At 72.8% G+C, this 26,193-nt stretch carries 22 protein-coding genes; 13 read left to right on the forward strand and 9 right to left on the reverse strand.

What is annotated here, in order from left to right; all coding sequences use genetic code 11:
* Positions 1-47 precede the first annotated feature (47 nt).
* The 3 genes from ACZ7OY_RS37690 to ACZ7OY_RS37700 all read left to right on the forward strand — a co-directional run bounded on the left by ACZ7OY_RS37690 (position 48) and on the right by ACZ7OY_RS37700 (position 2,775).
* Positions 48-725, forward strand: a complete 678-nt coding sequence (locus ACZ7OY_RS37690) for a uracil-DNA glycosylase (RefSeq protein ID WP_351604188.1) — start codon at positions 48-50, stop codon at positions 723-725.
* Positions 722-1,756, forward strand: coding sequence for an N-acetylglucosamine kinase (locus ACZ7OY_RS37695; RefSeq protein ID WP_472250091.1), 1,035 nt, complete (start codon positions 722-724; stop codon positions 1,754-1,756). The genes ACZ7OY_RS37690 and ACZ7OY_RS37695 overlap by 4 nt, the downstream gene beginning before the upstream one ends.
* A 95-nt stretch (positions 1,757-1,851) precedes the next feature.
* Positions 1,852-2,775, forward strand: a complete 924-nt coding sequence (locus ACZ7OY_RS37700) for a sirohydrochlorin chelatase (RefSeq protein ID WP_472250092.1) — start codon at positions 1,852-1,854, stop codon at positions 2,773-2,775.
* A gap of 191 nt (positions 2,776-2,966) precedes the next feature.
* Here ACZ7OY_RS37700 and ACZ7OY_RS37705 read toward each other — a convergent pair whose 3' ends face one another.
* Together ACZ7OY_RS37705 and ACZ7OY_RS37710 are read right to left on the reverse strand one after the other, a co-directional pair.
* Complete coding sequence (locus tag ACZ7OY_RS37705; RefSeq protein ID WP_472250093.1) at positions 2,967-4,001, reverse strand: lactonase family protein; 1,035 nt, start codon at positions 3,999-4,001, stop codon at positions 2,967-2,969.
* Between the two features lie 554 nt (positions 4,002-4,555).
* Positions 4,556-6,055, reverse strand: coding sequence for an FUSC family protein (locus ACZ7OY_RS37710; RefSeq protein ID WP_472250094.1), 1,500 nt, complete (start codon positions 6,053-6,055; stop codon positions 4,556-4,558).
* Between the two features lie 261 nt (positions 6,056-6,316).
* Between ACZ7OY_RS37710 and ACZ7OY_RS37715 the strand changes: the two genes are divergently transcribed.
* A complete protein-coding gene (locus tag ACZ7OY_RS37715) occupies positions 6,317-6,793 on the forward strand; it encodes an Lrp/AsnC family transcriptional regulator (RefSeq protein WP_351614980.1) in 477 nt (158 codons plus the stop codon).
* Positions 6,794-6,810: 17 nt separating this feature from the next.
* Here the strand turns inward: ACZ7OY_RS37715 and ACZ7OY_RS37720 are convergent, their stop codons facing one another.
* Positions 6,811-7,674 (reverse strand): LysR family transcriptional regulator substrate-binding protein, encoded by an 864-nt coding sequence (locus ACZ7OY_RS37720; protein WP_472250095.1) that lies wholly within the window; start codon positions 7,672-7,674, stop codon positions 6,811-6,813.
* A 58-nt stretch (positions 7,675-7,732) separates the two neighbouring features.
* Between ACZ7OY_RS37720 and ACZ7OY_RS37725 the strand changes: the two genes are divergently transcribed.
* The 3 genes from ACZ7OY_RS37725 to ACZ7OY_RS37735 all read left to right on the forward strand — a co-directional run bounded on the left by ACZ7OY_RS37725 (position 7,733) and on the right by ACZ7OY_RS37735 (position 10,800).
* A complete protein-coding gene (locus ACZ7OY_RS37725; protein WP_472250096.1) occupies positions 7,733-8,131 on the forward strand; it encodes a DUF5997 family protein in 399 nt (132 codons plus the stop codon).
* A 95-nt stretch (positions 8,132-8,226) separates the two neighbouring features.
* Positions 8,227-8,907, forward strand: coding sequence for a class I SAM-dependent DNA methyltransferase (locus ACZ7OY_RS37730; RefSeq protein ID WP_472250097.1), 681 nt, complete (start codon positions 8,227-8,229; stop codon positions 8,905-8,907).
* Between the two features lie 141 nt (positions 8,908-9,048).
* Positions 9,049-10,800 (forward strand): SpoIIE family protein phosphatase, encoded by a 1,752-nt coding sequence (locus ACZ7OY_RS37735; RefSeq protein WP_472250098.1) that lies wholly within the window; start codon positions 9,049-9,051, stop codon positions 10,798-10,800.
* Between the two features lie 60 nt (positions 10,801-10,860).
* Here the strand turns inward: ACZ7OY_RS37735 and ACZ7OY_RS37740 are convergent, their stop codons facing one another.
* A complete protein-coding gene (locus tag ACZ7OY_RS37740) occupies positions 10,861-11,787 on the reverse strand; it encodes a CHAD domain-containing protein (RefSeq protein ID WP_472250099.1) in 927 nt (308 codons plus the stop codon).
* Between the two features lie 92 nt (positions 11,788-11,879).
* Positions 11,880-12,302 carry a secondary thiamine-phosphate synthase enzyme YjbQ gene (locus ACZ7OY_RS37745; RefSeq protein ID WP_472250100.1) on the reverse strand — a complete coding sequence of 141 codons (423 nt, stop codon included), beginning with the start codon at positions 12,300-12,302 and terminating at the stop codon, positions 11,880-11,882.
* Positions 12,303-12,356: 54 nt separating this feature from the next.
* On the opposite strand from ACZ7OY_RS37745, the gene ACZ7OY_RS37750 reads away from it, so the two are divergent.
* Positions 12,357-13,433 (forward strand): NAD(P)-binding domain-containing protein, encoded by a 1,077-nt coding sequence (locus ACZ7OY_RS37750; protein WP_472250101.1) that lies wholly within the window; start codon positions 12,357-12,359, stop codon positions 13,431-13,433.
* 12 nt (positions 13,434-13,445) lie between these two features.
* Here ACZ7OY_RS37750 and mltG read toward each other — a convergent pair whose 3' ends face one another.
* Positions 13,446-14,327, reverse strand: a complete 882-nt coding sequence (mltG, locus tag ACZ7OY_RS37755) for an endolytic transglycosylase MltG (protein WP_472250102.1) — start codon at positions 14,325-14,327, stop codon at positions 13,446-13,448.
* 43 nt (positions 14,328-14,370) lie between these two features.
* Complete coding sequence (locus tag ACZ7OY_RS37760; protein ID WP_472250103.1) at positions 14,371-16,173, reverse strand: ABC transporter ATP-binding protein; 1,803 nt, start codon at positions 16,171-16,173, stop codon at positions 14,371-14,373.
* 93 nt (positions 16,174-16,266) lie between these two features.
* Between ACZ7OY_RS37760 and ACZ7OY_RS37765 the strand changes: the two genes are divergently transcribed.
* Positions 16,267-16,722, forward strand: a complete 456-nt coding sequence (locus ACZ7OY_RS37765; protein ID WP_472250104.1) for a MarR family winged helix-turn-helix transcriptional regulator — start codon at positions 16,267-16,269, stop codon at positions 16,720-16,722.
* A gap of 21 nt (positions 16,723-16,743) precedes the next feature.
* On the opposite strand, the gene ACZ7OY_RS37770 is transcribed toward ACZ7OY_RS37765, so the two are convergent.
* Positions 16,744-17,382, reverse strand: a complete 639-nt coding sequence (locus ACZ7OY_RS37770) for a L,D-transpeptidase family protein (RefSeq protein ID WP_472250127.1) — start codon at positions 17,380-17,382, stop codon at positions 16,744-16,746.
* Positions 17,383-17,903: 521 nt separating this feature from the next.
* Between ACZ7OY_RS37770 and ACZ7OY_RS37775 the strand changes: the two genes are divergently transcribed.
* From ACZ7OY_RS37775 to ACZ7OY_RS37785, 3 genes are all read left to right on the forward strand, one after another.
* Positions 17,904-19,847 (forward strand): ABC transporter ATP-binding protein, encoded by a 1,944-nt coding sequence (locus tag ACZ7OY_RS37775; RefSeq protein WP_472250105.1) that lies wholly within the window; start codon positions 17,904-17,906, stop codon positions 19,845-19,847.
* Entirely contained in the window at positions 19,844-21,625 is a 1,782-nt protein-coding gene (locus ACZ7OY_RS37780) for an ABC transporter ATP-binding protein (protein WP_472250106.1), read from the forward strand. Before ACZ7OY_RS37775 ends, ACZ7OY_RS37780 begins: the two co-directional genes overlap by 4 nt.
* A gap of 577 nt (positions 21,626-22,202) precedes the next feature.
* Positions 22,203-22,673, forward strand: a complete 471-nt coding sequence (locus ACZ7OY_RS37785; RefSeq protein ID WP_472250107.1) for a DUF5709 domain-containing protein — start codon at positions 22,203-22,205, stop codon at positions 22,671-22,673.
* A gap of 65 nt (positions 22,674-22,738) precedes the next feature.
* Here the strand turns inward: ACZ7OY_RS37785 and ACZ7OY_RS37790 are convergent, their stop codons facing one another.
* Positions 22,739-23,533, reverse strand: a complete 795-nt coding sequence (locus ACZ7OY_RS37790; protein WP_472250108.1) for a metal-dependent hydrolase — start codon at positions 23,531-23,533, stop codon at positions 22,739-22,741.
* A 145-nt stretch (positions 23,534-23,678) separates the two neighbouring features.
* On the opposite strand from ACZ7OY_RS37790, the gene ACZ7OY_RS37795 reads away from it, so the two are divergent.
* Entirely contained in the window at positions 23,679-26,192 is a 2,514-nt protein-coding gene (locus tag ACZ7OY_RS37795) for a DEAD/DEAH box helicase (RefSeq protein ID WP_472250109.1), read from the forward strand.
* The last annotated feature ends 1 nt before the right edge of the window (position 26,193 follow it).

Raw genomic sequence — 26,193 nt, forward strand, 5'->3', positions numbered from 1 at the left:
GGCCACCGGTTGATCGTCATAGCCCGTACGGCAGTAGGGTGACGCCCGTGGCACCACGACCCTTGCACGAGATCGTCGAACCCGGCTGGGCCCAGGCCCTCGCACCCGTCGCCGGGAAGATCGCCGAAATGGGCGACTTCCTGCGCGCGGAGATCGCCGCCGGACGCACCTACGTCCCGGCCGGAGCGAACGTCCTGCGCGCCTTCCAGCAGCCCTTCGACGAGGTACGCGTCCTCATCGTCGGCCAGGACCCCTACCCGACCCCGGGACACGCGGTGGGGCTGTCCTTCTCGGTCGCGCCCGACGTACGGCCGCTGCCGGGCAGCCTGATCAACATCTACCGGGAGCTGAACACCGACCTGGGGCTGCCCCAGCCCTCCAACGGTGATCTGACACCGTGGACCCGGCAGGGCGTACTGCTGCTCAACAGGGCGCTCACCAACGCCCCGCGGGAGCGGGGCGCGCACCGGGGCAAGGGCTGGGAGAAGGTCACCGAACAGGCGATACGGGCCCTTGCCGCGCGCGGCAAGCCGCTCGTGTCCATCCTGTGGGGCAGCGACGCCCGTAACCTGCGCCCGCTCCTGGGGCAGCTCCCGACGGTGGAGTCGGTGCACCCCTCCCCGATGTCGGCCGACCGCGGATTCTTCGGCTCCCGTCCCTTCAGCCGGGCCAACGACCTGCTGATCGGCCAGGGCGGTCAGCCCGTGGACTGGCGCCTGCCGTGACGGACCGGGGCGCCCCGGCCGGTCTGCTCGCCGTGGACTCCGGAGGCTCCGGACTGCGTGCGGCCCTCGCCGACGCGGACCGGGGCGTCCTGGCCCGGCGGGCGTCCACCGTGCCGGTGCGCACCGGCGCGCGGGGCATCGACCCCGAGCACCTGATGGAACAACTGGTGCCCATGGTACGGGCGTTGACCGCCGAGACCGGGGTGCGCGAGCTGACCGCGGCCGTCGTCGGCGCGGCCGGGCTGAGCACGCTGGGCGATGCGCTGCGCGCCGAACTCCCCGGCGCGCTGGCCCGGGAGTTCGGGGTGGCGAAAGTCGCCCTGGCGGCCGACGCCGTCACCGCCTACGTCGGCGCCCTCGGACCGAGCCCGGGGGCTGTGATCGCCGCCGGGACCGGGCTGATCGCGATCGGCACGGACCTCACCCACTGGCGTCGCGCGGACGGCTGGGGACATCTGCTGGGCGACTGCGGCGGCGGCGCGTGGATCGGACGGGCCGGCCTGGAGGCCGCGCTGCGCGCACACGACGGACGGTCCGGCGGCTCGGCCCGGCTGCGGGCCCGCGCGGAGGCGGAGTTCGGGCCACTTCCCACCCTGCCCGGCCAGCTCTACCCACGCGCCGACCGGGCCGCCGTCCTGGCCTCCTTCGCGCCCGCGGTGGCCGACTGCGCGCACCGGGGCGACCCCGTCGCCCTGGACATCCTGGGCGCGGCCGCCCGGCAGATGGCCGAGTCCGCGGCCGCCGTCTGCCCGGCCTCGGGCGAACCCCGGATCGCCCTCACCGGTGGCCTGTTCCGGATGGGCGACCCCCTGCTCCGCCCGCTGGAGATCGAACTGGCTCAAAAGCTCCCCCACGCGCAACCGGTTCCGGCCGACGGCGATCCCCTGCACGGATCGGTCCGCATGGCCGCTGACCTGGCAACTGATGAGCTCACCCTGCCGAGTGACGGAACAATGCTGTACGTGGCCCCCAAAAAGGGGATTACCCCCGTGCGGGACAATTCACCCGGAAGTCACGCCGATCACTTCTGATCCGCACGTAACTCATCAGACAAAACCGGACGGATACCGCTCACCTGCACCCTCCCCGAACAGGGGAACCCGGTAAGCCAGTAACATGCGGCGCCATGAGCTCCCCCACTGGGCCCGCGTCCGGCCTGCCTGTACGAATGCCGCGCCCCCGCCAGCCTGGGCGGCACCGGCGACCCGAGCCCCTGGCGGCTCCCGAAGGCGCGCCCGCGCTTGTCCTGGCCGTGCCGGGCACCCCCGGTATCGCCACCCGCGGACTCGCCGAGGAGGTCGTGAGCATCGCCCGCTCCGAGCTCCCCGGCCTCGACGCCCGCATCGGTTACCTCGACGGGGACGACGCGGAGTTCCCGACCCTTCAGTCCGTGCTCACGCACGCCGCCGAAGAGCGCACCGCCCGCTACGAGCAGGCCCTCGCCGCCGGTCTCGAGGTCAAGGAGCCCGACGGCCCCGTCGCGGTCGTCGTGCCCCTGCTGGCCGGTCCGGACAGCGCCCTGCTGCGCCAGGTCCGCCAGGCCGTGATGGAGAGCCGGATCGCCGCCGATCTGACCGACGTCCTCGGCCCGCACCCGCTGCTGGCGGAGGCGCTGCACGTGCGTCTGTCCGAGGCGGGTCTGGCCCGCGCGGACCGCGCCCGCCTGTTCACCGTGGCCACCGCCGCGGACGGCATCATCCTGGCCTCGGTCGGTGGCGAGGAGGCCGTGCAGGCCGCCGGGATCACCGGCATGCTGCTCGCCGCGCGCCTGGCCGTGCCGGTGATCGCCGCGGCCCTCGACCAGGAGGGTTCGATCGCCTCCGTCGCCGAGCAGCTGCGCGCCTCGGGCTCGCAGCAGCTGGCGCTGGCGCCGTACCTGATCGGCCCGGAGATCGACGCGGCCCTGGTGGCGGACGCGGCCGAGGAGGCGGGCTGCTCCGCCGCCGAGGCGATCGGCCCCTACCCGGCCATCGGCAAGCTGGCCCTGGCCCAGTACAGCGCGGCCCTGGGCATCGCCCCGCAGCAGCCGCAGGGCACGCCGGCCCGCTGACCCGGACGCCTGACCGCGACACACCGGAAGGGCCCGCTCCGTACGCCGGAGCGGGCCCTTCCGTCCTGCCGCCCCGGTCCGCCCGGAGAGCGGCGCACGCCACCCCCAACGGTCCCCACCGGTGCTCGCCGCCCCTCGCCGGTGCCGGCCGCTCCTCGGCAGTCCCAGCGGTACTCGCGGGCCGTCCGGGGTCAGCCGAAGATCACGCAGGAGGCCGCCGGTACCTCGACGCTGCCGCCGCGGCGCGGCAGGCCCGTCTCCGGGTCGACGAAGAACCAGGTGACGTCGCCGGAACGCTCGTTCGCGACGTACAGGAATCCGTCCGCCTCGGCGAGCGCGCGGGGCCAGTGCCCGCCGCAGGGGACCGTGCCGACCAGCCGCAGTCCCTCGCCCTCGACGGCCAGCACGGACAGCACGTCCTCGCCGCGCGTGGCGGTCCACACGAAGCGTCCGTCGGGCGAGACGACGATGCCGGAGGGGTAGGCGTCGCCCGCGGGGGCACCGGACAGCACCGGGGTCTCGGCCAGCGGTCGCAGCGAGCCCTGCGCACCGTCCCAGCGGCAGACGGTGACGGTCGGCGTGAGTTCGTTCAGCACGTAGGCGTACGTGCCGTCGGGATGAAAGGCGAGGTGGCGCGGGCCGGAGCCGGGCCGCAGGGCGGTCTCCCGGTGCAGTACGGGCGCGCCGTCGGCCACTGTGCACACCCGCACGGAATCCGTGCCGAGGTCGACGCTCACGGCCCACCGGCCGCTCGGGTCGGGCTGCACCTGATGGGCGTGCGGGCCCTGCTGGCGGCGCGTGTGCGGACCTGAACCGGTGTGCTCCAGGATCCCGGACACGGCGGCGGCAAGGGTTCCGTCGGGGCGGACGGGCACGGCGCTGACGCTGCCCGAGCCGTAGTTGGCGGTCAGGACGTGTCCGTCGAAGACGCTGAGGTGGGTGGGTCCGCTGCCGCCGACCAGGACCGGCGGCCCGGCCTGCGTCACCTTGTCGCCGTCCACGCGATAGGCGGCCACCGCGCCCTCGGTCGTCTCGCTCACCGCGTACAGGGTGCCCCGGTCGGGCGACAGGGCCAGGTAGGAGGGGTCGGGGACGCCGTCCACGCTGTTCAGGACCGTCAGCGCGCCGTCGGCCGCGTCCACGGCCGCCGTCACGAGCCCGGGACCCCCGGCCGCCGTGAACGACCCGATGAACGCCCGCTGCTGCCGCCTGCCGCCGTCTGTCACCGCTGTCCCCTCTCGTCCGCATCTGTCGGACGCGACGGTAGCAGTCGATCGCCAGCGGTCTAGACCAAATCCCCGGTCCGCCGTCCGTCCTGCACGGACCACCCGGTCGGGCGCGCCCGACCTCCCGTGGACGGCTCCGGGCAGGCCGGCCGGACCCTGCCCGCGGAGCGTCGGGGTGGCTCACCGGAGGCAACGTCCGGACGGTCCTGACCAGGTGAGTCGGGCCGGATCGCACGGTCGCCCCGGGTCCCGTCCGTGCCGTGTACGCGAGGCCGCCGCGCGGGTCGGACGCAGAAGCCGGTACGGGCCCGCGCGCCGGACGGCCGGGCGGCCGGGCCCCTCTCCGGGCGGCTTGGCGGGTGGCTCCGGGGGCGGCCTCGACCCGCCACGACCCGCACTCCGTACGACCGTTTGGAGCAGCGGAGCGAATGACGCCCGAGCCGGTCCCGGCGAACCGCAGCAACCCGCGAACGAACCGCTGCGAGCCGCGAACCGCAGCCGCCTGCGAGCCGCTGCGCCCCCTCGTGGCCCGTGGGGCGCTCCGACGCTCCCCCTCAGGCGCCGACCAGCGGTGATCCCGACGGTGTGCGCAGGGGCGTGGCGAGTTCCGCGAGGGCCCGTTCCAGGCCGTGGAGGTGGGCCAGCGCGGGCTCGGCCGGCGGCTGGGCGGTGGCGGACAGCGGCTGCGTGCCGTCGTCGCCGCGCTCGGTGAGCGCCTCCACCGCCGCCTCCACGCGCCAGCACGCGGCGGCGAGGCGAGCGTCGTGCGAGGCCTCCGGGTCGGCGGCCACGGCGACCAGGCCGCGTATCTCGCGGGCGCAGTCGTCGAGCAGCGCGAGCACCTGACGGGCGCGCCGCTTGCGGCCGAGCATCGGGTTCAGCGGATGCACCAGCGGGGCGACGGAGAGCCGCACCCGGCCGAGGAGCTGTTCCAGTTCGCCGACGCGGCGGGCCGGGTCGGCGTGGTCCGCCCCGGAGAGGCGGGCGGCGGCCTCCGCGGTGCACAGGTGGACACAGCGCAGGGCGCGCTGGATCCACGCGTCGGTGACGGCGTGCGTGGTGACGGGCAGCACGAAGAGCACGGCGAGTCCGGCGCCGAGCGCCCCGACGCCGGTCTCGGTCAGCCGCAGCGCGAGGAGGCCGGGGCTGAGCACGCCGAGCAGCCCGTACAGCAGCCCGGCCATGAGCGTCACCCAGAGCATCATCCAGGTGTAGGAGACGGCGGCGGTGTAGAAGATGCCGAAGACGCAGACGGCGAGGAGCGCGGCCGTGGGCACCGCCGCCCCGTGCACCGGAAGGGCGACGAGCAGGCCGAGGCCGATGCCGATCACCGTGCCGAGGACGCGCCGGAAGCCGCGTACCAGCGTCTCGCCGCGCGAGGCGGTGTTGACGAAGATCCACCAGGTGGCGCCCACGGCCCAGTACCAGCGCTGCCCGGACACCAGCTGTCCCACGACCAGCGCGAAGCCCGCGCCCGCGGTCGCCTGGACCGCCTGGCGGGTGGTCACGCGGGCCAGCCCGGTGGCGCCGGGCGGGGCGGGCACCGCGGGCGGGGTCAGGCGTCGCTCGTAGCACCACAGTCCGAAGCGCACCGCGGCCGCGGTGAGGACGGACAGGAGCACGGCGGCGTAGAGCCGGGGCAGCTGTCCGGCGGTCGCGTGCAGGAACTGCGCGATGAAGAAGGTCATGAACGCGAACACGCCCAGGCTGTGGCCGCGCGGCCCCCAGCGGCGCGCGTACACGCCCGCGCCGACGACGGCGAGGAAGGCGAGGTCGCGGGCGACCGGATGGTCGTGCAGGGACGCCGCGACGGTGAGGACGGGCAGGCCGACGGCGGGCAGCAGCGCGGTGGTGAGGGCCTGGCCGCGGACCGTGGCGTCGGTGACGGTGAACAGGGCGAGGAGTGCGGCGAGCCCGCCGGTGACGGTGCCCGCGAGGGGGTTCCCGGCCAGTTGGCAGCCGAGGACCGCGAGTCCGATGCCGAGGACCGCCCGCGCGGCGAAACGCAGCCGCACGCGCCCCGGATCCGGAGCCATGAACACCCTCTTCAGCACTGCTTGTCGCTCCCTCGGAAACCGGCATGAAAAAGGCGCCGCGGGATCCGCAGCGCCATCGACGTGTCCATGAGAGCACCCCCGCCGCCACTGGCTCAAGTGACCTCGGTTCCACTGGGCCATTGGCGCAGTGCAGACGGGCGCGACCGGTCCATGGCGAGGCCAACGGACCACGTCGTCCGGTCCACCCCGTATGCGGCTTCCTGAGCCATTGGTACAGTCGTAGATGATCATCGAATGCCGACGAGGAGGCCGGGCACCATGGCCGTGGACGAGCTCGACACCCGCATCCTGCGGCTGCTGCTCGAACAGCCGCGCACCAGCGTGCGCGAGTACGCCCGGGTCCTGGGAGTGGCGCGCGGCACGCTCCAGGCCCGCCTGGACCGGCTGGAGCGCGACGGCGTGATCACCGGCACGGGACCGGTGCTGTCCCCCGCCGCGCTCGGGCATCCGGTCCTGGCGTTCGTGCACATCGAGGTCACCCAGGGCCACCTGGACGACATCGGCGAGGAGCTGGCCGGCGTACCGGAGATCGTCGAGGCGTTCTCGATCACGGGTGGCGGGGATCTGATGACCCGGGTGGTGGCGCGCGACAACGCCCACCTGGAGGACGTGATCCAGAAGCTGATCAGTCTGCCGGGCGTGGTCCGCACCCGCACGGAGGTCGCGCTGCGCGAGCGGGTGCCGCACCGGCTGCTGCCGCTGGTGGAGTCGATCGGCCGCACGGCCGGGAAGTAGCCCCGGCCGGGCGGACGTCAGGAGCGGCGGCGGGGCCGGCCTCGCTTGGCGCCGCCGCTGCCGCTGCCGCCGCTGCCGCCACTCTTCGGGCTGCCGGAGCGGCCGCCGCGCGCGGTGCCGCCGGCCTTCTTCGCGGTGCCGCCCGTGGACTTGCCGCCGGTCCTGCCCGCGGCCCCCGCCGCCGTCCTGCCGCCCTGCCTGCCCTCGCCCGGCTTGCGGCGCCCGTCGGCCGTCGTACCGCGCTCGCTCTTCGGATCCCGCGAGGACGGGGTGCGGCCGCGGGTGCTGTTGACCGTCCGGCCGCGGACGATGCCGATGAAGTCCTCGACGAGATCGGTGGTGGCCTCCTCCGGCCAGGACAGCACGACGCTCGACTGCGGGGCGTCGGCGACCTGCCGGTAGGTGAGGTCCCTGCGGTGGTGCAGCCGGGCCAGCGACTGCGGGACGACCAGGACGCCCACGCCCGCGGCCACCAGCTCGACGGCGTCCTCCGTGGTCGCCGGACGCTCGAAGGCCGGCTGCCCCGGCGGCCGCTCCCAGCCGAGGACGTCGTCGAGGGGATGGAAGACGACCTCGTCGGCGAGGTCCTCAAGGGTCACCTCGTCCGCCGCGGTCAGGAGGTGGTCCTTGGGGACCACGACGACCGTGGCCTCCGTGTAGAGGGGGATCGCGCTGAACACCGTACGGTCGACCGGGAGGCGCAGGACGCCCGCGTCGGCGTCGCCGCCGCGCAACACATCGGATGCCTGGGCGGCCGGTACCTGAAGGAGGGTCAGGGGGACGTCGGGCAGGCGCTCGTTCCAGATCCGCACCCACTTGGCGGGTGTCACCCCGGGGACGTACGCGAGCCGGAACGAGGGGGAATCTTCCGAGCCTGTCACCCCGCCAGGCTACCGGCTGTGGTCGGACGTCTCGCCCCGGGCCGATAGTCTGGACTGTATGAAGTCGCACCAGACCACCCAGACGATGAAGCCCGCCACGGCGGCGAAGAAGCTGGGTGTGTACCTCCCCGCCACGCCCGCCGCGTTCCAGGAGGGTGTCGTCACGCGCGCCGAACTGAACGAGCTCCAGGCGAATCCGCCCGAGTGGCTTCAGGAGCTGCGCCGCAACGGCCCGCACCCCCGTCCGGTGGTCGCGGCGAAGCTGGGCGTCTCCATCGCGGGTCTGGCGCGCGGCGGGGTCACGGAGGCCCTCACCACCGAGCAGATCTCGGCGCTCAAGGACAGCCGCCCGGAGTGGCTGGAGAAGGAGCGCTCCACGCAGGCCGAGGTGCGCAAGGAGACGGCCCGTATCAAGGAGCGGGACGCCGAGCGCGCCGAGCGGGAGCTGCGTTCCTGACGTCCGCGGACCGGTGTTCCGCCCGGCCCCGCTCCCGTGACCCCGATCCACTCGACTGTGAAATAATCCCTTATGCCCGATGAAGGGTTACTTTCATGGTCAAGGGAACGTACGCGACCGACTACGGGCTGATCCGGATCGACCGCACCGGCCAGGCCGAGGTCTTCGGCGCGATCGGCCGTCGCTACGACGAGGCGTTCCGGCAGAAGGACGGCCGGCTGTCCGCCGGTGCCTGGCTGATCGCCTCCCTGCTTCCGGGTTCCCGGGTACTCGACCTGGGCTGCGGCACCGGACTGCCGACCACGCGCCGGCCGGCGGACGCCGGCCTGGAGGTCGTCGGCGTCGACCTGCCCCCCGGGATGCTGCGGCTCGCCCGGGAGAACGTCCCCGGTGCCGCGTGCCATCGGCCGGACCTCCCCGGCCTCGGGCCGGACGGTCCCCACGACCTGGGCCGCTTCGCCGCCGTCGCGGCCTTCCTCTCCCCGTCGATGCTGTCGCGCGCCGAGATCCCCCTCGCGCTGCGCATGGTCCGGCACCTGCTGGTACCGGGCGGTCTGTTCGCCCTGTCGATGGTGGAGGCCGACGTGGACGACTTCGCCGTCCCTTTCCTCGGAAACACGATCAGAGTCCCCGGCTACCTGCGGGAGGAACTGTACGAGGTCATCGAGGCCGGGCGCTTCGAGATCCTCCGGGAATCGTCGTACACCTACGCCCCGGCGGTCGCCGACGTGCCGCCCGAGGAGCAGGTGTTGCTCTGCTGCCGACGCCGTGACTGACCACACACGAGGCGACACCGCGGACCGCGGCGCCCCCTGAACGGGACACAACGTGTGACGAAGCAACGCACTTCTCATCAAGGCCCCGCCCAGGCCGGCCGGGCCTCCGGCGACCTGCTGGACGGGACGAGGGAGCGCGCCGTGGCGGAACACACCCTGGACCCGCTGCCGGTCGGGACCGGACCGCAGACCGACCGGCTGCGGTATCTCGACGTGGCGACCCGGCGGATCGCCGGCGGGATGGACCTGGACGAGACGCTCCGGGAACTGCGCCGGGCGGCCGTGCCCGCGTTCGCGGACGTCATCCTGATCCATCTGCACGATCCCCTGCCGGTCGGGGACGAGAAGATGTCCGAGCCCGGCGTGCTGAAGCTGCACAGCATCGACCGGACGCCGGACCCACCGGCGGCCGGCCGGTCCGCGCCCGCCCTGCCCGACAAGGTCCCGCGGCGCTCGGACCTCACCGAGCGCGTGCACCTGACCACCTCCGGCCGGCTCGCACGGCTGCTGTTGTCCGGGCGGCCGGCGTTCGGCGACACGCCGGGGATCGCCCCGGCGGTGACCGAGCTGCTCGGGCCCGTGGCCGGCGCGCCGGGGGCGCTTCCGCCCGGCCGGCGGCTGATCATCGCCCCGCTGCACGGCCGCCACCACATCATGGGCAGCGTCGTCCTGCTGCGCCGCACCGACCGGCCCGCGTTCACCGGCGACGACCAGCTCGTCGCCTCGCAGCTCGCGACCCACACCGCCCTCGGCGTCCAGAAGGCGGTGATGTACGGGCACGAGGCCTCCGTGGCGGACACGCTCCAGCACACGATGCTTCCCGCGTCGCTGCCCGAGCCCACCGGAGTCCGGCTGGCCAGCAGGTATCTGCCCGCCTCCAAGACCGCGCAGGTCGGCGGCGACTGGTACGACGCGATCCCGCTGCCCGGCAACCGGATCGCCCTGGTCGTAGGCGACGTCATGGGCCACTCCATGACCTCGGCCGCGATCATGGGGCAGCTGCGCACCATCGTGCAGACCCTCGCCGGGCTCGACCTGCCCCCGGACGAGGTCCTGCACCACCTCGACGAACAGGCCCAGCGCCTCGGCAGCGACCACATCGCCACCTGCCTCTACGTGATCTACGACCCGATCTCGCAGCGGATGCTGATGGCGAACGCCGGCCATCCGCCCGCGCTGCTCCTCCAGCCGGACGGCCGGGTGGAGGTGCTCAGGGTCCCGCCGGGCGCTCCGCTGGGCGTCGGCGGTGTCGTCTTCGAGTCCGTGGAGCTGCCCGCGCCCAAGGGCGCGACCCTGCTCCAGTACACCGACGGTCTCGTCGAGTCCCGCGAGCAGGACGTGGGCTCGGGCGTCGAGGCGCTGCGGGCCCATCTCCAGGCCCCGCCCCGGGCCAGGGGTCAAGGGGTCGCCGTCCCCTCGCTGGAAACGCTGTGCGACCAGGTGCTGGGCACCCTGGGCCCGCGCACCCGGGACGACGACATCGCGCTGCTCGCCACCCGCTTCGACGGATTCCCCGAGGACAGCGTCAGGTACTGGTTCCTGGAACCGCACCCGCGCACCGCGGGCCAGGCCCGTCGGCTGACCCATCGCACCCTGCGGCGCTGGGGCCTCGAATCCCTGCTGGAATCGACGGAACTCCTGGTCAGCGAGGTCGTCACCAACGCCGTACGCTGTGCCTCGCGCCCCATCTCGCTCCGGCTGCTGCGCACCGACGTACTGCGCTGCGAAGTCACCGACGACTCCCCCCAGGCGCCCAGGATGCGGTGCGCCGAGCCCGACGACGAGGGCGGGCGCGGTCTGGTCGTGGTCAACCAGATCGCCCGGCGCTGGGGCTCGACCAGACTCAGTGCGGGCAAGGTCGTCTGGTTCGAGCTGCCGATCCCCGACACATGACCGACGCCGCGGCCCGTTCTCACGACGGTGTCGCCGAGAGCGGTCCCGCTGTCGGCGCCCTCAGCGGGCGAGCGCGTTGCGCGGGCCGGGCTTCGAGGCCTCGGCCCAGGCGGCCGGCAGTTGCTGTTCGCAGCGTTCCGCCGCGGCCTGCTCCTGGCCGTACAACAGGCCCCAGGTGAAGGCGGACTCGCCCGCCGCGTGCGCCGCCAGGGCGAGGTTCCGCAGAGCCTCGCGCGCGACGACGCTGTCCTGGTGCTCGCCGAGCAGCTGCTGCACGGCCTTGACGCGTTTGCCGAGCCGCCGGACGGGCTTGCCGAGCGAGCCGCGTGCCGGTTCGGTGGCGTACCGGGTCTTCTTGGCCGCCTTGCGGGCCTGGTGCAGGGCTGCGTCGCGGTCCGCCCCCGGGGAGAGTTCCAGCGCGTGTGCCACCCGGCCGGCCAGTCGGTCGTACTCCTTGAGCAGCGCCTTGGCCAGCACCTTCTCCGGCCTGCGAGCGGCCTTGGGACGCAGCGGCGGCTGCCGGGTGAGGTCGGCCAGCGCGCTCAGCAGGGCCGGGTAACGGGGTGAGCGCAGGGCGTCGAGGCTGCGCCGGCGGGCCGCCGAGGCGCGGGCGACGTTCCACCCCCGCAGCCGGGCGGCGACGGGTCCGAGGACCAGCTCGGGGGGCGAGGCGTCGATGTGCGCGCCGAGCCGTTCCACCAGGACCTCCTGGTCGCGTTCCGCGCCCAGTTCCCCGCCGAGCCATCTGAGTTCTTCACGGATCGGGTCGGTGCGCTCCCGGGCCAGCACCGACCGGTAGGAACGCAGCGTGCTGCGCAGCCGTCGGCAGGTGACGCGCATCTGGTGCACGGAGTCGGGCAGGCCCCGGCGTACCGCGGGTTCGACGTCCACGAGGGTGTTCACCTGCTCGTCCAGGTACCCGAGGAGTTCGTCCGCGGCCGACGGGGCTTCGTGTTCTCGCTCTGTCTCCTGCTTCGAAAGGGTCATACCGGGCGCGTGCACCCGACGGCGCGATTCAAACGTCCGTGCGGGAGGACGGAGATCAGGGCGCACGGGTCAGGGAGCACAGGTCGGGGTTCTCAGCCCAGGAAGCTCAGTCGCACCTGGCGGTCGGGGTTGTCCCGGTTCGTGTCCACCAGGCACACCGACTGCCAGGTGCCCAGCTCCAGCCGTCCGCCGATCACCGGCAGGGTCGCGTGGGGCGGGACGACGGCCGGCAGGACGTGGTCGCGGCCGTGGCCGGGGCTGCCGTGGCGGTGCTGCCAGCGGTCGTCGGCGGGCAGCAGGGTGTGCAGGGCGGCGAGGAGGTCCTCGTCGCTGCCCGCGCCGGTCTCGATGACCGCGATCCCGGCGGTGGCGTGCGGGACGAAGATGTTCAGGAGACCGTCGCGGCCGGCGGCCGCCTCCCGCAGGAACGCCTCGCAGTCACGGGTGAGGTCGACGACCCGCTCCGTGGAACCGGTGGCGACGCGCAGGACTCGGGTGGTGAAGCCGTCTGACATGTCTCCATCCTCGCCCAGGGGAAGATCCGCGACCACACACCGGTTGGTGGAAGCGTGAACAACACACGCGAGGTCGAGGTGGCCGTCGTCGGCGCAGGTCAGGCAGGACTGTCCGCCGCCTACCACCTGCGGCGCGCCGGTTTCCGCCCCGAGCACGACTTCGTGGTCCTCGACCACTCCCCCGGTCCGGGCGGAGCCTGGCAGTTCCGGTGGCCCTCGCTGACGTACGGCAAGGTGCACGGCATGCACGCGCTGCCGGGCATGGAGCTGACGGACGCCGACCCCGCACGGCCCTCCTCCGAGGTCATCAGCGCATACTTCGACCGCTACGAGCAGGCCTTCGATCTGCGAATCCGACGGCCGGTGGAGGTGCACGCGGTACGCGAGGGTCCCGGCGGCCGGCTGCTCGTGGAGACGTCCGACGGGGTGTGGTCGGCCCGCGCGCTGATCAACGCGACCGGCACCTGGGACCGGCCGTTCCAGCCGCGCCTTCCCGGCCAGGAGACCTTCCTCGGACGGCAGCTGCACACCGCGCAGTACCCCGGGCCCGAGGCGTTCGCGGGGCTGCGGGTGGTCGTGGTCGGCGGCGGGGCGTCCGGTACCCAGCATCTGCTGGAGCTCGCCCCGTACGCGGCCGCCACCACCTGGGTGACCCGGCGGCCGCCCGTCTTCCGCGAGGGCCCCTTCGACGAGGAGGCGGGCCGAGCGGCCGTCGCGCTCGTCGAGGAGCGGGTGCGGCGCGGCCTGCCGCCGAGGAGTGTCGTCTCGGTCACCGGACTGCCACTGAACGACGCGATCAGGCAGGGTCTGACGGACGGCGTCCTGGACCGGCTGCCGATGTTCGACCGGATCACCCCGGACGGCGTGGAGTGGCAGGACGGACGGCACGTGGCCGCCGACGTCATCCTGTGGGCGACCGGCTTCCGGCCCGCCGTCGGCCATCTGGCACCGCTGCGGCTGCGCGAGCCGGGCGGCGGGATCCGGCTGGACGGGACACGCGCGGTCGCCGACCCGCGCGTCCATCTGGTCGGCTACGGACCCTCGGCGAGCACCATCGGCGCCAACCGGGCCGGACGGGCGGCGGTACGGGACATCAGGCGTCTGCTCGCGGGCGAGGCCCTCGCGGCCTGACGTCCCGTCCGCTCAGTTCGTGGTCTTGGCCGCGGGCGTGGTCGCGGGCCCGGGACTCGCGCTCTTCTGCTGCACGGCGTTGAACTCGGCGACGTTGCGCAGGTGCTGCTGGTAGTCGGCCGTGAACCGGGTGTCGCCCGGCTTGACGGTCACGAAGTACAGCCAGTCGCCCGTCGGCGGGTTGACCGCGGCCTTCATCGCCTCCTCGCCGGGGTTGCCGATCGGCGTCGGCGGCAGGCCCATCCGCTGGTACGAGTTGTAGGGGCTCTCGATCCGGGTGTCGTCGGCCGTCGTGCGCAGGGTGGAGCGGTTGAGGGCGTAGTTGATCGTGGAGTCCATCTGGAGCGGCATCCCGCGCTCCAGCCGGTTGAAGACGACCCGGGCCACCTTGCCCATGTCGGACTTGGTCGCGGACTCGGCCTGGACGATGCTGGCGATGGTGACCGCCTGGTAGAGGTTCATCGCGTTGTGCTGCGCGCCGGCGGCGATGGGCGCCTTGTTGAACGTGCGGTTCGCGGTGTCGACCATGGACGCCAGCGCCATCTGCGGCGTGGTCTTCCCGGTCAGCGCATACGTCGCCGGGAACAGGTATCCCTCGGGGTTGCCCTCGGCGTCGCCCGGCAGCTTGAGGTGGGCCTTCGTGAGGGACTGTCTGGTGGTGCCGGGGGGCAGGGCGAGGGCCTTGTCGACCGCGTCGTAGACCTGGCCGGCCCGCCAGCCCTCCGGGATCACCAGCGAAGCGGGCCGGGCGGGCCTGGCGGACCCGTCGTGGCCCAGGTACAGCAGCGGCACCGCCACGGCGATGCCGGCCACGACGGCCCCGGTCGCGACGAGGGTGATCCTGCCCCGGCGCGTCAGTCGAATCGTTCTCCGTGGCGGAGTGTTCATCTGCATGGGGGCACGGTAACCCGCAAAACCCTACAAACCTGGCATATCGTCAGCTTGTCGGCTCCAGTTGGGCGTCCCGGCGCACAAGCGCGGCGTACCGCCCGTCCCGCGCCAACAGCTCCTCGTGCGCACCTCGTTCGACGACGCGCCCACGGTCCAGGACCGCGATCTGGTCGGCGCCGCGGACGGTGGACAGCCGGTGCGCGATCGTGAGGGTCGTGCGGTCGGCGGACAAGGCGTCGATGGCTTCCTGGACGGCGTGTTCGGTGCGGGTGTCCAGGGCGCTGGTCGCCTCGTCGAGGATCAGGACCGGCGGATCGCGCAGGATGGTCCGGGCGATCGCCAGGCGCTGCTTCTCGCCGCCCGAGAAGCGGTGGCCGCGTTCGCCGACGACCGTGTCGTAGCCGTCCGGCAGGGACACGATGTGGTCGTGGATCTGGGCCGCCCGGGCCGCCGCGTACAGCTCCTCGTCGGTGGCTTCCGGCTTGGCGAAACGCAGGTTCTCGGCGACCGAGGCGTGGAAGAGGTACGTCTCCTGCGAGACGACGCCGACCGCGCGGGCCAGGGTGTCGAAGTCGAGGTCACGGACGTCGACGCCGTCGAGGGTGACCCGGCCGCCCGTGACGTCGTACAGGCGTGGCACCAGATAGCCGAGCGTGGACTTGCCGGCTCCGGTGGCACCGACGAGCGCGAGGCCGCTGCCCGCGGGGACGGTGATGTCGATGCCGTCGAGGACCGGGCCGCCCTTGCCGTCGTAGCCGAAGGTGACGTCCTCGAAGCGGACCTCGCCCTTGACCTGGTCGAGGTGGACGGGCTCCGCGCGCTCGGTGATGTCGACGGGCAGGTCGAGGTACTCGAAGATGCGCTGGAACAGGGCGAGCGAGGTCTGGATCTGGACGCCGGTCGCCAGCAGGCTCACGGCCGGGCGGAACAGGCCCTGCTGGAGCGAGACGAAGGCGACGAGGGTGCCGATCGAGACGCCTGGTCCGCCCAGCTGGAGGGCCAGGCCCGCGGTCCAGTAGATGACGGCCGGCATGGCGGCCATCACGATCGTGATCACGGCCATCCGCCAGCGGCCCGCCATGCTCGCGCGCACCTCGAGGTCGACCAGCTGCTCGGACTCCTCGGCGAACGACCGGGTGAGCGAGTCGGACCGGCCCATGGTGCGGCCGAGCAGGATGCCGCTGACGGAGAGCGACTCGGTGACGGTCGCCGCCATCGCCGCCATCTGCTTCTGGCGCTGGGTGGTGATCTTCTTCCGCTCGTTGCCCACGCGCCGGCTGATCCAGACGAAGGCCGGCAGCAGGAGCAGCGAGACGACGGTCAGCCGCCAGTCGAGGGCGATCATCGCGACGATCGTGGCGACCACGCTGGTGAGGTTGGAGACCAGGGAGGTCGCGGTGGAGGTGACGGTGGCCTGCATGCCGCCGATGTCGTTGGCGATGCGGGACTGCACCTCGCCGGTGCGGGTCCGGGTGAAGAAGGCCAGCGACATGCGCTGGAGCCGGCCGTAGACGGCGGTGCGCAGGTCGTGCATGACGCGCTGGCCGACGGTCGTGGAGATCAGCGTCTGGAGTACACCGAAGACGCTGTTCAGGACGGCGCTGAGGATCATGCCGAGGGCCAGCAGGCTCAGCAGACCGGTGCGCCCCTGGGGAATCGCTACGTCCAGCGTTTCCTTCAGCAGGAACGGGGTGGCCACGGACACCAGGGACGAGGCGCCGACCAGCAGGCCGACGACCGCGAGCCGGGCCCGGTAGGGCTTGAACAGGGAGAGGATGCGGCGCACCTGGCGGGGCTGGTCCGTCGAGGTGCCGGGAGAGGGGGTCCATTCGATGTGATCGCGGGGCATGGCTCCTACGGAGGGTGAGACGGTGAGGATTCAGGGAGCATAGCTCATTGTTACCTATACTCACAATGAACCTGGTCCTGATATTGTTCCCCCATGACCAGCCCCGATCCCGACGGCCTGCTCGCCGAGCAACTCCTGCGACTCACGCGCCGGGTGCACCGCATCCAGAAGCACCACCTCCAGCAGCGCGGCCTGGGTGTGACACCGGCCCAGGCCCGGCTGCTGCGTATCCTGGCGCACTGCGACACCTCGCCCCGCATGGCCGACCTGGCCGAACGGCTGGAAGTGGTGCCCCGGGCCGTGACGACCCTGGTCGACGGGCTGGAGACGAGCGGCAAGGTGCGACGGGTCCCCGACCCGACCAACCGCCGCGTGATCCGCGTCGAACTCACGGACGACGGCCAGGAGGCCCTGCGTGAACTGCGCGGGGCGCGCGTGTCCGCCGCGCAGGAGATCCTCGCGCCGCTGACGGGCGCCCAGCGCGAGGCACTCGGGAGCCTGCTGGACACGCTGGTGGACGGCCCTCCGGTGCGGGGGCGCGGCTGCTGAACGGCGGGCTCCGGTGCCGCGTCAGCCGAGCTGCGCCCTGTCGCCCATCACCACCACGGGGTGCCGGTCCGGGGCGAGTGTGCGCAGCAGGTACTCCATCGCCGTCCGGGACAGGCCGACGCAGGCCGACGTACCGCTGCCGTGGTCCAGGTGCAGCCAGATACCGCCCCCTCTGGCACCGCCCTCGGGGCGGGCCGGGTCGTTCGGCGCGACGCCCTTGACGCGGTTGTAGTCGATGGCGATGACGTAGTCGAAGTCGTGCCAGTGCGACCTGGCCCACCAGCGCGGAGCCGCGAAGCCGGCGGATCTCGTGTACGGGAGCCGGGTACCGGGGTCGGCGAGGACACCGCCGGCGTCGGTGAGCGTGAACACCCCCACGGGGCTGCGCCCGTCCCCCTCGTGGTGGTCGGTGGTCCAGCCCTTCTTCCCGTTGTGCGCGGGCCACTCGCGGAGGCGCTCCCAGGCGGCGCCGCGCCGGGCGTACAGCACGACCGTGGAGTCGGCCGAGTTCCTGCCGTCCCCGTAGACGGCCACCACCTGGCGGGAGTCGGCGGGGATCCGCCCCCGAAGGCGCTCGCCGACGCCCGGGATACGGGCCGGATCCACAGACCTTGCGCGGGGGCGCTCCGGCCGGGTCCGCTCCGGGTGGGTGCGGTCCAGGCTGGTTCGGCTCGGGTCGACTCGGTGCGGGTCGGCCCGGACCGAGTGGGTGCGGTCCGCGGCCGCGGCGGATCCCGCGCCCCCGCCGCTTCCCCGGTCCGGGCCGTCGCATCCGGACAGGGCCGGCAGGCCCGCCAGGGTCACGAGCACCGGCAGGACCGACAGAGCCGTACGGGCCGCACGGGTCGCCCGGGCCGTCGGGGTCTTCACGGCCGTCGAGGGGAGCGCGGGTCGCACTCCCGGTTCTCGCACACCGTGCGCAGCCACTCCGGCTTCACCCCACCCTCGTAGAACTTTCCGGACATTCAACCAGAGTTGGGCACATCCGAGTAATTCCGGACCACCCCGGATCGCGCGGACCGGGAAGCCTGAACTGTTCGGCGCCTCGGAAAAACAGGTTGATTTTGACCACGCTCCGACGCGAACCTTTCACGGTTTGTTGCCGCACCTCGCGGCTCCGCCCTTGTCTGCCCTCCTTTCCCTCTCCCCGTCCGCCCCCTGACACGAGCCACTTGGACGTCATGCAGATTCAAGACCTTCCGTATCCCGACCCGGGCGTACCCGACGTGCGTTCGGGCTCCCGGTTCCTGTGGTGGCTCGGCCGGAACCAGCTGGGCGGTCAGATCCGGTCGTTGGCCTGGGGCCTGCTGCACTTCACGGCCGTCTCCGCCCAGCCCTTCTGCGTCGGCTACGCCGTCCAGGCCGTCGTCGACCGCTCCGGCTCCCGACTGGCCCTCGCCGGCGGGCTGATGGCCGTGTGCTGCGTGGGCATCGCCGTCGGCGACACCTTCCTGCACCGGGCCGCGGTCACCAACTGGATCACGGCGGCGGCCCGCGTCCAGCAGCTACTGGCCCGCAAGGCCACGCAGTTGGGCTCCGCGCTGACCCGGCGGGTCGCCGCAGGCGAGGTGGTGGCGGTCTCCACGGGCGACGTGGAGAAGATCGGCTGGTTCGTGGAGGCCGTCTCCCGCTTCACCGCCGCCGCACTGACCATCGTCCTGGTCTGCGTGGGCCTGGTCGTCTACCAGCCCGCGCTCGGCCTGGTCGTCGCCGTGGGGCTGCCCGTACTGGCCCTCGCCGCGCTGCCGTTGCTGCCGCGCGCGACCCGACGGGCCGACCTCCAGCGCCAGAAGGCCGGACGCGCCACCGAGCTGGCCTCCGACACCGTCGCCGGTCTGCGTGTGCTGCGCGGCATCGGCGGCGAGGACCTGTTCCTCGACCGCTACCGCCGCGCCTCGCAGGATGTCCGCCACGCCGCCGTGCGCAGCGCCCGGATGTGGTCCCTGATCTCGGCGATCCAGGTCCTGCTGCCGGGCCTGCTGCTGATCGCGGTCGTCTGGTACGGCGTCCACCTGGCCCGCGAGGGCCGGATCTCCGTCGGCGAACTCGTCACGGTCTACAGCTCGGTCATGGTGCTCACCTACCCCTTGCGGCACTTCGAAGAGATCGCGATGGCCTACTCCTTCTCGCGGCCCTCGGCCCGGCGGGCCGCGGGCGTGCTGTCGCTGGAGCGGTCCACCGACACCGGGGGCTCGCGCCCGGCCGACGTGCCGTCAGGGGACCTGTACGACCCGGACACCGCACTGTTCGCCCCCGTCGGCATGCTCACCGCGGTGGTCTGCGGCGACCCGGACGCGGCGGGTCGGCTCGCCGAACGGCTCGGCGGTCATCCGGCGGAGTCCGGCACCACCTCCGTGCTGCTCGGCGGTGTGCCGCTGGACGAACTGCCCCTCGACGCGGCGCGGACGGCCGTCCTCGTCCAGGACAAGGACCCCGTGCTGCTCTCCGGCACGCTGCGCGAACTGCTCGACGTCCCCGCCTCCGGTGACGTCGATCCGCGGGCGGCGCTGGCGGCCGCACAGTGCGGTGACGTCCTGGAGGCGCTCGTGCAGGGCTCGCTCGACGCCGAGGACCCGCTGGACGCCCGTATCTCCGAACGCGGACGTTCCCTCTCGGGCGGCCAGCGCCAGCGGCTCGCGCTGGCCCGGTCGCTGATCACGGACCCGGAGGTCCTCGTCCTGGACGAGCCGACCTCCGCTGTCGACTCGCACACCGAGGCGCGCATCGCGGAGGGTGTCAGCCGACTGCGGGCGGGCCGCACGACGGTGGTCTTCACCTCCTCGCCACTGCTGCTGGACCGTGCCGACCGGGTCGTCCTGGTGCACGAGGGCGAGGTCGCGGCGGTCGGCGAGCACCGGGAGCTGGTGCTCGCGGAGCCCCGGTACCGGGCCGTGGTGACCCGGGAGACGCAGGACGAGCCCGCCTTCGCCACCGGTGCGCAGACGCCGTCGGAGACCGGACCGACCGCACCGACCGCACCGACCGTGTCGGCCGTGTCGGCCGCGAGGTCGGCGCCCACCACCTCGGCCGGAGCCGCCGGGACCACCGAGCCGGCCGGGACCGCCGGGACCGATGACGACGGTGCCTTCCGGGGCGCCCTGGAAGAGATCGAGGAGACCGCATGATCGGCGTGGCGCCACCGGCCTACGACCCGGCGGCCCCGACGACGGCGAGCACCCTGCCCGTCGGCGCCCCGGCGACCGTACGCGCCTACGTGGCCGAGCTGTTCCGCCGGCACCGCCCGGCCTTCCTGATGCTCATCACGGTCAACACGGTCGCGGTGATCACCTCGATGGTCGGTCCCTGGCTGCTGGGCGGCCTGGTCGAGCGTGTGTCGGACCACGCGCGGGAACTCCATCTGGAGCGCACCGCCGCCCTGTTCGTGATCGCCCTGCTCGTCCAGGCCGTGTTCGTGCGGCAGGTGCGGCTGCGGGGCGCGGTGCTCGGCGAGCGGATGCTGGCCGACCTGCGCGAGGACTTCCTCGTGCGGTCGGTGGGGCTGCCGCCGGGTGTCCTGGAGCGGGCGGGCACCGGCGATCTGCTCTCCCGGATCACCACGGACATCGACCGGCTGGGCAACGCCATGCGCGAGGCCGTGCCACAGCTCGCGATCGGCGTGATGTGGACGGTGCTGCTGCTCGGCGGACTCGTCGTCACCGCACCGCCGCTGGCTCCGGCCGTGCTGCTCGCCGCGCCGGTGCTGATCGTCGGCTGCCGCTGGTACTTCCGGCGGGCACCCTCCGGATACCGTTCCGAAGCCGCCGGATACGCAGCCGTCGCCGCCGCTCTCGCCGAGACCGTGGACGCCGGACGCACCGTCGAGGCGCACCGGCTCGGGGTCCGCCGCGTCGAGCAGTCGGACCGCCGCATCAAGGAGTGGACCGCCTGGGAGCGCTACACGCTCTGGCTGCGGTCCGTGCTCTTCCCGGTCGTCAGCGTCACCCATGTGACCGTGATCGCCTCCGTCGTGCTGATCGGCGGGGTGTTCGTCCTCCAGGGCTGGATCGGGATCGGCCAGATGACCACGAGCGCGTTGATCGCGCAGATGCTGGTCGACCCGGTCAACCTGATCCTTCGCTGGTACGACGAGTTGCAGGTGGCCCAGGTGTCGCTCGCGCGGCTGGTCGGAGTGCGGGACATCGAGCCCGACGCCGGGGACGAGTCGGTGGCTCCCGACGGGCGCGACGTCCACGCGGACCGGGTGCACTTCGGCTACCGCGCGGGGGTGGACGTCCTGCGCGAGGTCTCGCTCGCGGTCGCGCCCGGCACCCGGCTGGCGCTGGTCGGCCCCTCCGGCGCGGGCAAGTCCACCCTGGGCAGGCTGCTCGCCGGCATCTACGCGCCCCGGGCGGGCCGCATCGCCCTCGGGGGTGCCGAGCTGTCCCGGATGCCCGCCGAGCGGGTCCGCTCGCACGTGGCCCTGGTCAACCAGGAACACCACGTGTTCGTGGGTTCCCTGCGTGACAACCTGCTGCTCGCCCGGACCCACGCGGACGACGCCGAGCTGTGGGCCGCGCTCGGCGCGGTCGACGCGGACGGCTGGGCGCGCGCCCTCGACGCCGGTCTGGACACCGAGGTCGGCTCGGGCGGCCTCGCGCTCACCCCGGCCCAGGCCCAGCAGATCGCGCTGGCCCGGCTGGTGCTGGCAGACCCGCACACCCTGGTCCTGGACGAGGCGACCTCGCTGCTCGACCCGCGGGCGGCACGCCATCTGGAGCGCTCCCTGGCCCGCGTGCTCGACGGCCGTACGGTGATCGCCATCGCCCACCGGCTGCACACCGCCCACGACGCGGACGTCATCGCGGTCGTGGAGAACGGCCGCATCAGTGAGCTGGGCAGCCATGACGAGCTGGTCGCGGCGGACGGCGCGTACGCGGCTCTGTGGCGGTCCTGGCACGGCTGAGGGAGCGGACGGCACCGGGCGGGCGGACGCACGGGCCGGGCGGCCCGGTCCGGTATCGGCCCGATCCGGTATCGGCCCGATCCGGCTTCGGCCGTCGCCGTCCCCCCGGCGCAGGTCCACAGGCCCCGCAGCCGCGCCGACCGGGCGTCGACGGCGAGCCGCCGGGCAGGAGCGGCCACGTCGGCGCGCCGCGGCCCTGCTCCCGGCCTCGGCCCCGGTGCGGGGCCGCCGGGCGGGTCCGCCGGGGCCGGACGGCGTCGGCGGACACCGGTCAGTCCCCCGGGCGCGGGCCGACGGGACTTCGCTGGGGGCCGGGCTCCCGGGAACTCTCGCGGGGGCGTCGGCGGGGGCTCTCCCAGCGGTCGGGGAGGGCCGTGCGCGTGCCGACGGTGGGCGCCTCCTCGCGCTCTGGCGTTGCGCAGTCCCGAACCCGGGTGGAACGCTGGAAAGCGGCACAGGTTCCGGAAGCACCCGGGAATCCTTCGGTGCGTGCCGCGCGCAGCCTGCGCCCCGTGCAGCGGCGGCCGATCGCCGACCGCGGTACGAGCGGGCCCGTTCCCACGACCTGGAGGTACCCGTGAACAGCGTCGACGGATGGGGAGACGACGTCTACCAGCCCGACGGATCCGAGGTCCAGGCCGACACGGGACTCCTCGACGTGGAAGACACCCTGGAGAACGACGGCGTCGGTGACCCTCTCGACCGGGGCTGGTCCCCTCCCGAGCGGCCGTGGGCGGTGGAGCGCTCCGACGTCACCGCCGCCGAGCGGCACCGCGGCCAGACGCTGGACGAGCGCCTGGCGGAGGAGACGCCGGACCTCGACGTCTCCGACAGCGACGGCATCGGCGACGTCGAGGGCACCGATGGCGAAGTCCTCGACAACGAGGTCGGCGCCCAGCGCTCCGGCAGGCTCGTGGCCCCCGACGAGGGGGCGCACGAGGACGAGGAGAGCGCGCTGGTGGCCACGGACGTCGGCATCGACGGTGCGGCGGCCTCCGCGGAGGAGGCCGCGATGCACATCGTCGACGAGGACAGCCTGTCCGGCTGAGTCAGGGGCCCCGGCCGGGCGTGACACCCCGGACGGGCGTACCACGCCGGGGCGTACGTGTCGCCTCAGATGTAGTTGAGCGCTGCCGCGCCGCACACCCCGCCGGCCACCATGAACACGGGCATCAGCACCTTGAGCTCGACCCAGCTGCCGGCCCGGAAGCGCATCGCCTTCGGGGTGCCGAGGGGGTACCAGCGCTTGCGGCCCAGCGGGATCGGCCAGAGTATCGGGCAGCCCGAGACGGTCAGGGCGTCCCCGATGTCGTGCACCAGGGCGCCGAGGACGATCGGCAGGCCCAGCCACAGATACTCCTGGCCGGGTGCCGTGAACAGCCAGTCCGAGCCGTTGCCGGGCTTGTCCAGGACTCCGGCGACGATCCATGCGGTGGTCGCGGCCAGCAGCCACACCAGGATGTCGCTGCTGGAGCCGCGGGCGGCCCGCCACAGCAGGCCTTCGATGGCCAGCACCATGTGCACGAAGAGGATCGCCAGCACCGCCCAGCGGCCGCCGGCTATCGCCAGGGCCGAGGTGCCCGCGCCGATCATGACCGCCCACAGCCAGGTGTGGGTGAGGGTGCGGTGCCCACCGGAGCGGCGCGGGTCGCCCGGCTTCCTGGTGGACTTGTAGGCGGCGTAGGAGAGCTTGTCGACGATCTCGCAGAGCCAGCGCGAGACCGGGCCGAAGGCACGGGAGATGGTGGCGGCCTTGTGGTCGAGGTCCGGAGCGAGAGCGGCACCGGCGCAGATCAGCGCACCGGCCACCACGACCGGCCAGGGCATCGGATGCCCGGCCGCGGCGGCGGCCGCTCCTACGCCGAGCCAGGCGGCAGCGCCCGACAGTGAGTGTGCTGGTCCCATCATGGCCGTTGCCCGCCCTGTTCCTCGTGTGTCGCTGTCCAGTTGACCGGGTGCGTTGACGCTCCGTCGGCGCCACAGCGTAGCGGTCGTGATCTTCGACGCGGTATCCGATTCCCGTATCGGGCCCGAGGCCAGGCAATATGGGTGCGTGACCCTCATCGATCAGCTGCCGCCGACCGCAGACCCCGACGCCCTCTACGAAGCCTTCGAGTCGTGGGCCCAGGAGCGCGGTCTGACGCTCTACCCCCACCAGGAGGAGGCGCTGATCGAGGTGGTCTCCGGTGCCAACGTGATCGTGTCGACGCCCACCGGGTCGGGCAAGAGCATGATCGCGGCGGGCGCGCACTTCGCCGCGCTCGCCCGGGACGAGGTCACGTTCTACACCGCCCCGATCAAGGCGCTGGTCTCGGAGAAGTTCTTCGAGCTGTGCAAGATCTTCGGTACCGAGAACGTCGGCATGCTCACCGGTGACGCGTCCGTCAACGCGGACGCGCCGGTGATCTGCTGCACCGCCGAGGTGCTCGCGTCGATCGCGCTGCGCGACGGCAAGGACGCCGACGTCGGTCAGGTCGTCATGGACGAGTTCCACTTCTACGCGGAAGGGGACCGGGGCTGGGCCTGGCAGATCCCCCTGCTGGAACTGCCGCAGGCGCAGTTCGTCCTGATGTCGGCCACGCTCGGTGACGTCTCCTTCTTCGAGAAGGACCTGACCCGGCGCACCGGCCGGCCCACCTCGGTGGTCCGCTCGGCCAACCGCCCGGTGCCGCTCTCCTACGAGTACCGCTACACCCCGCTCACGGAGACGCTCACCGACCTGCTGGACACCAGGCAGGCGCCCGTCTACATCGTGCACTTCACCCAGGCGCAGGCCGTGGAGCGCGCGCAGGCGCTGATGAGCATCAACATGTGCTCGAAGGAGGAGAAGGAGCGGATCGCCGACCTGATCGGCAACTTCCGTTTCACCACCAAGTTCGGCCGCAACCTCTCCCGCTACGTGCGGCACGGCATCGGCGTCCACCATGCCGGCATGCTGCCGAAGTACCGGCGTCTGGTGGAGAAGCTCGCCCAGGCCGGTCTGTTGAAGGTCATCTGCGGCACGGACACGCTCGGCGTCGGTGTCAACGTGCCCATCCGCACCGTTCTGTTCACGGCTCTGACCAAGTACGACGGCAATCGGGTGCGCACGCTGCGGGCCCGGGAGTTCCACCAGATCGCGGGCCGGGCCGGCCGGGCCGGTTTCGACACGGCCGGCTTCGTGGTCGCCCAGGCCCCCGAGCACGTCATCGAGAACGAGAAGGCGCTCGCCAAGGCGGGTGACGACCCCAAGAAGCGCCGGAAGGTGGTCCGCAAGAAGGCGCCCGAGGGCTTCGTCGCCTGGACCGAGACCACGTTCGACAAGCTCATCACCTCCGAGCCGGAGCCGCTGACCTCCCGTTTCCGGGTCACGCACACGATGCTGCTGTCGGTGATCGCCCGGCCCGGCAACGCCTTCGAGGCGATGCGCCGGCTCCTGGAGGACAACCACGAGCCGCGCAAGCAGCAACTGCGGCACATCCGGCGCGCGATCGCGATCTACCGTTCCCTGCTGGACGGCGGCATCGTGGAGAAGCTCGACACACCGGACGCCACGGGCCGCATCGTGCGTCTGACGGTCGACCTCCAGCAGGACTTCGCCCTCAACCAGCCGCTCTCCACCTTCGCACTGGCCGCGTTCGAACTCCTGGACCCGGAGTCGCCGTCCTACGCGCTGGACATGGTGTCCGTCGTGGAGTCCACCCTGGACGACCCGCGGCAGATCCTCGCCGCCCAGCAGAACAAGGCGCGCGGCGAGGCCGTCGCCGCGATGAAGGCGGACGGGGTCGAGTACGAGGAGCGCATGGAGCGGCTCCAGGACATCGGATACCCGAAGCCGCTGGAGGAGCTGCTCTTCCACGCCTACGACACCTACCGCAAGAGCCACCCGTGGGTGGGCGACCATCCGCTGTCGCCGAAGTCCGTCATCCGTGACATGTACGAGCGGGCCATGTCCTTCACGGAGTTGGTCTCCCACTACGAGCTGGCACGCACCGAGGGCATCGTGCTGCGCTACCTGGCCAGCGCGTACAAGACCCTGGAGCACAACATCCCGGACGACCTGAAGTCCGAGGATCTGGAGGACCTGATCGCCTGGCTGGGCGAGATGGTGCGCCAGGTCGACTCCAGCCTGCTGGACGAGTGGGAGCAGCTGGCCAACCCGGAGGAGATGACGGCCGAGGAGGCCCAGGAGAAGGCCGACCAGGTCAAGCCGGTCACCGCCAACGCGCGTGCCTTCCGTGTCCTGGTCCGCAACGCCATGTTCCGCCGTGTCGAGCTCGCCGCGCTCGACCAGGTCGGGGAGCTGGGCGAGATGGACGCGGAGGCCGGCTGGGACGCCGATGCCTGGGGCGAGGCGATGGACAAGTACTGGGACGAGTACGAGGAGCTCGGCACCGGTCCGGACGCCCGCGGTCCCAAGCTGCTCCTGATCGAGGAGGAGCCGCAGCACGGCCTGTGGCGGGTCCGGCAGATCTTCGACGACCCCCGTGGCGATCACGACTGGGGCGTCAGCGCCGAGATCGACCTCGCGGCCTCGGACGCCGAGGGCCGCGCTGTCGTCCGTGTCACCGACGTCGGCCAGCTGTGAG

The organism is Streptomyces sp. NPDC107559, from assembly GCF_055657365.1.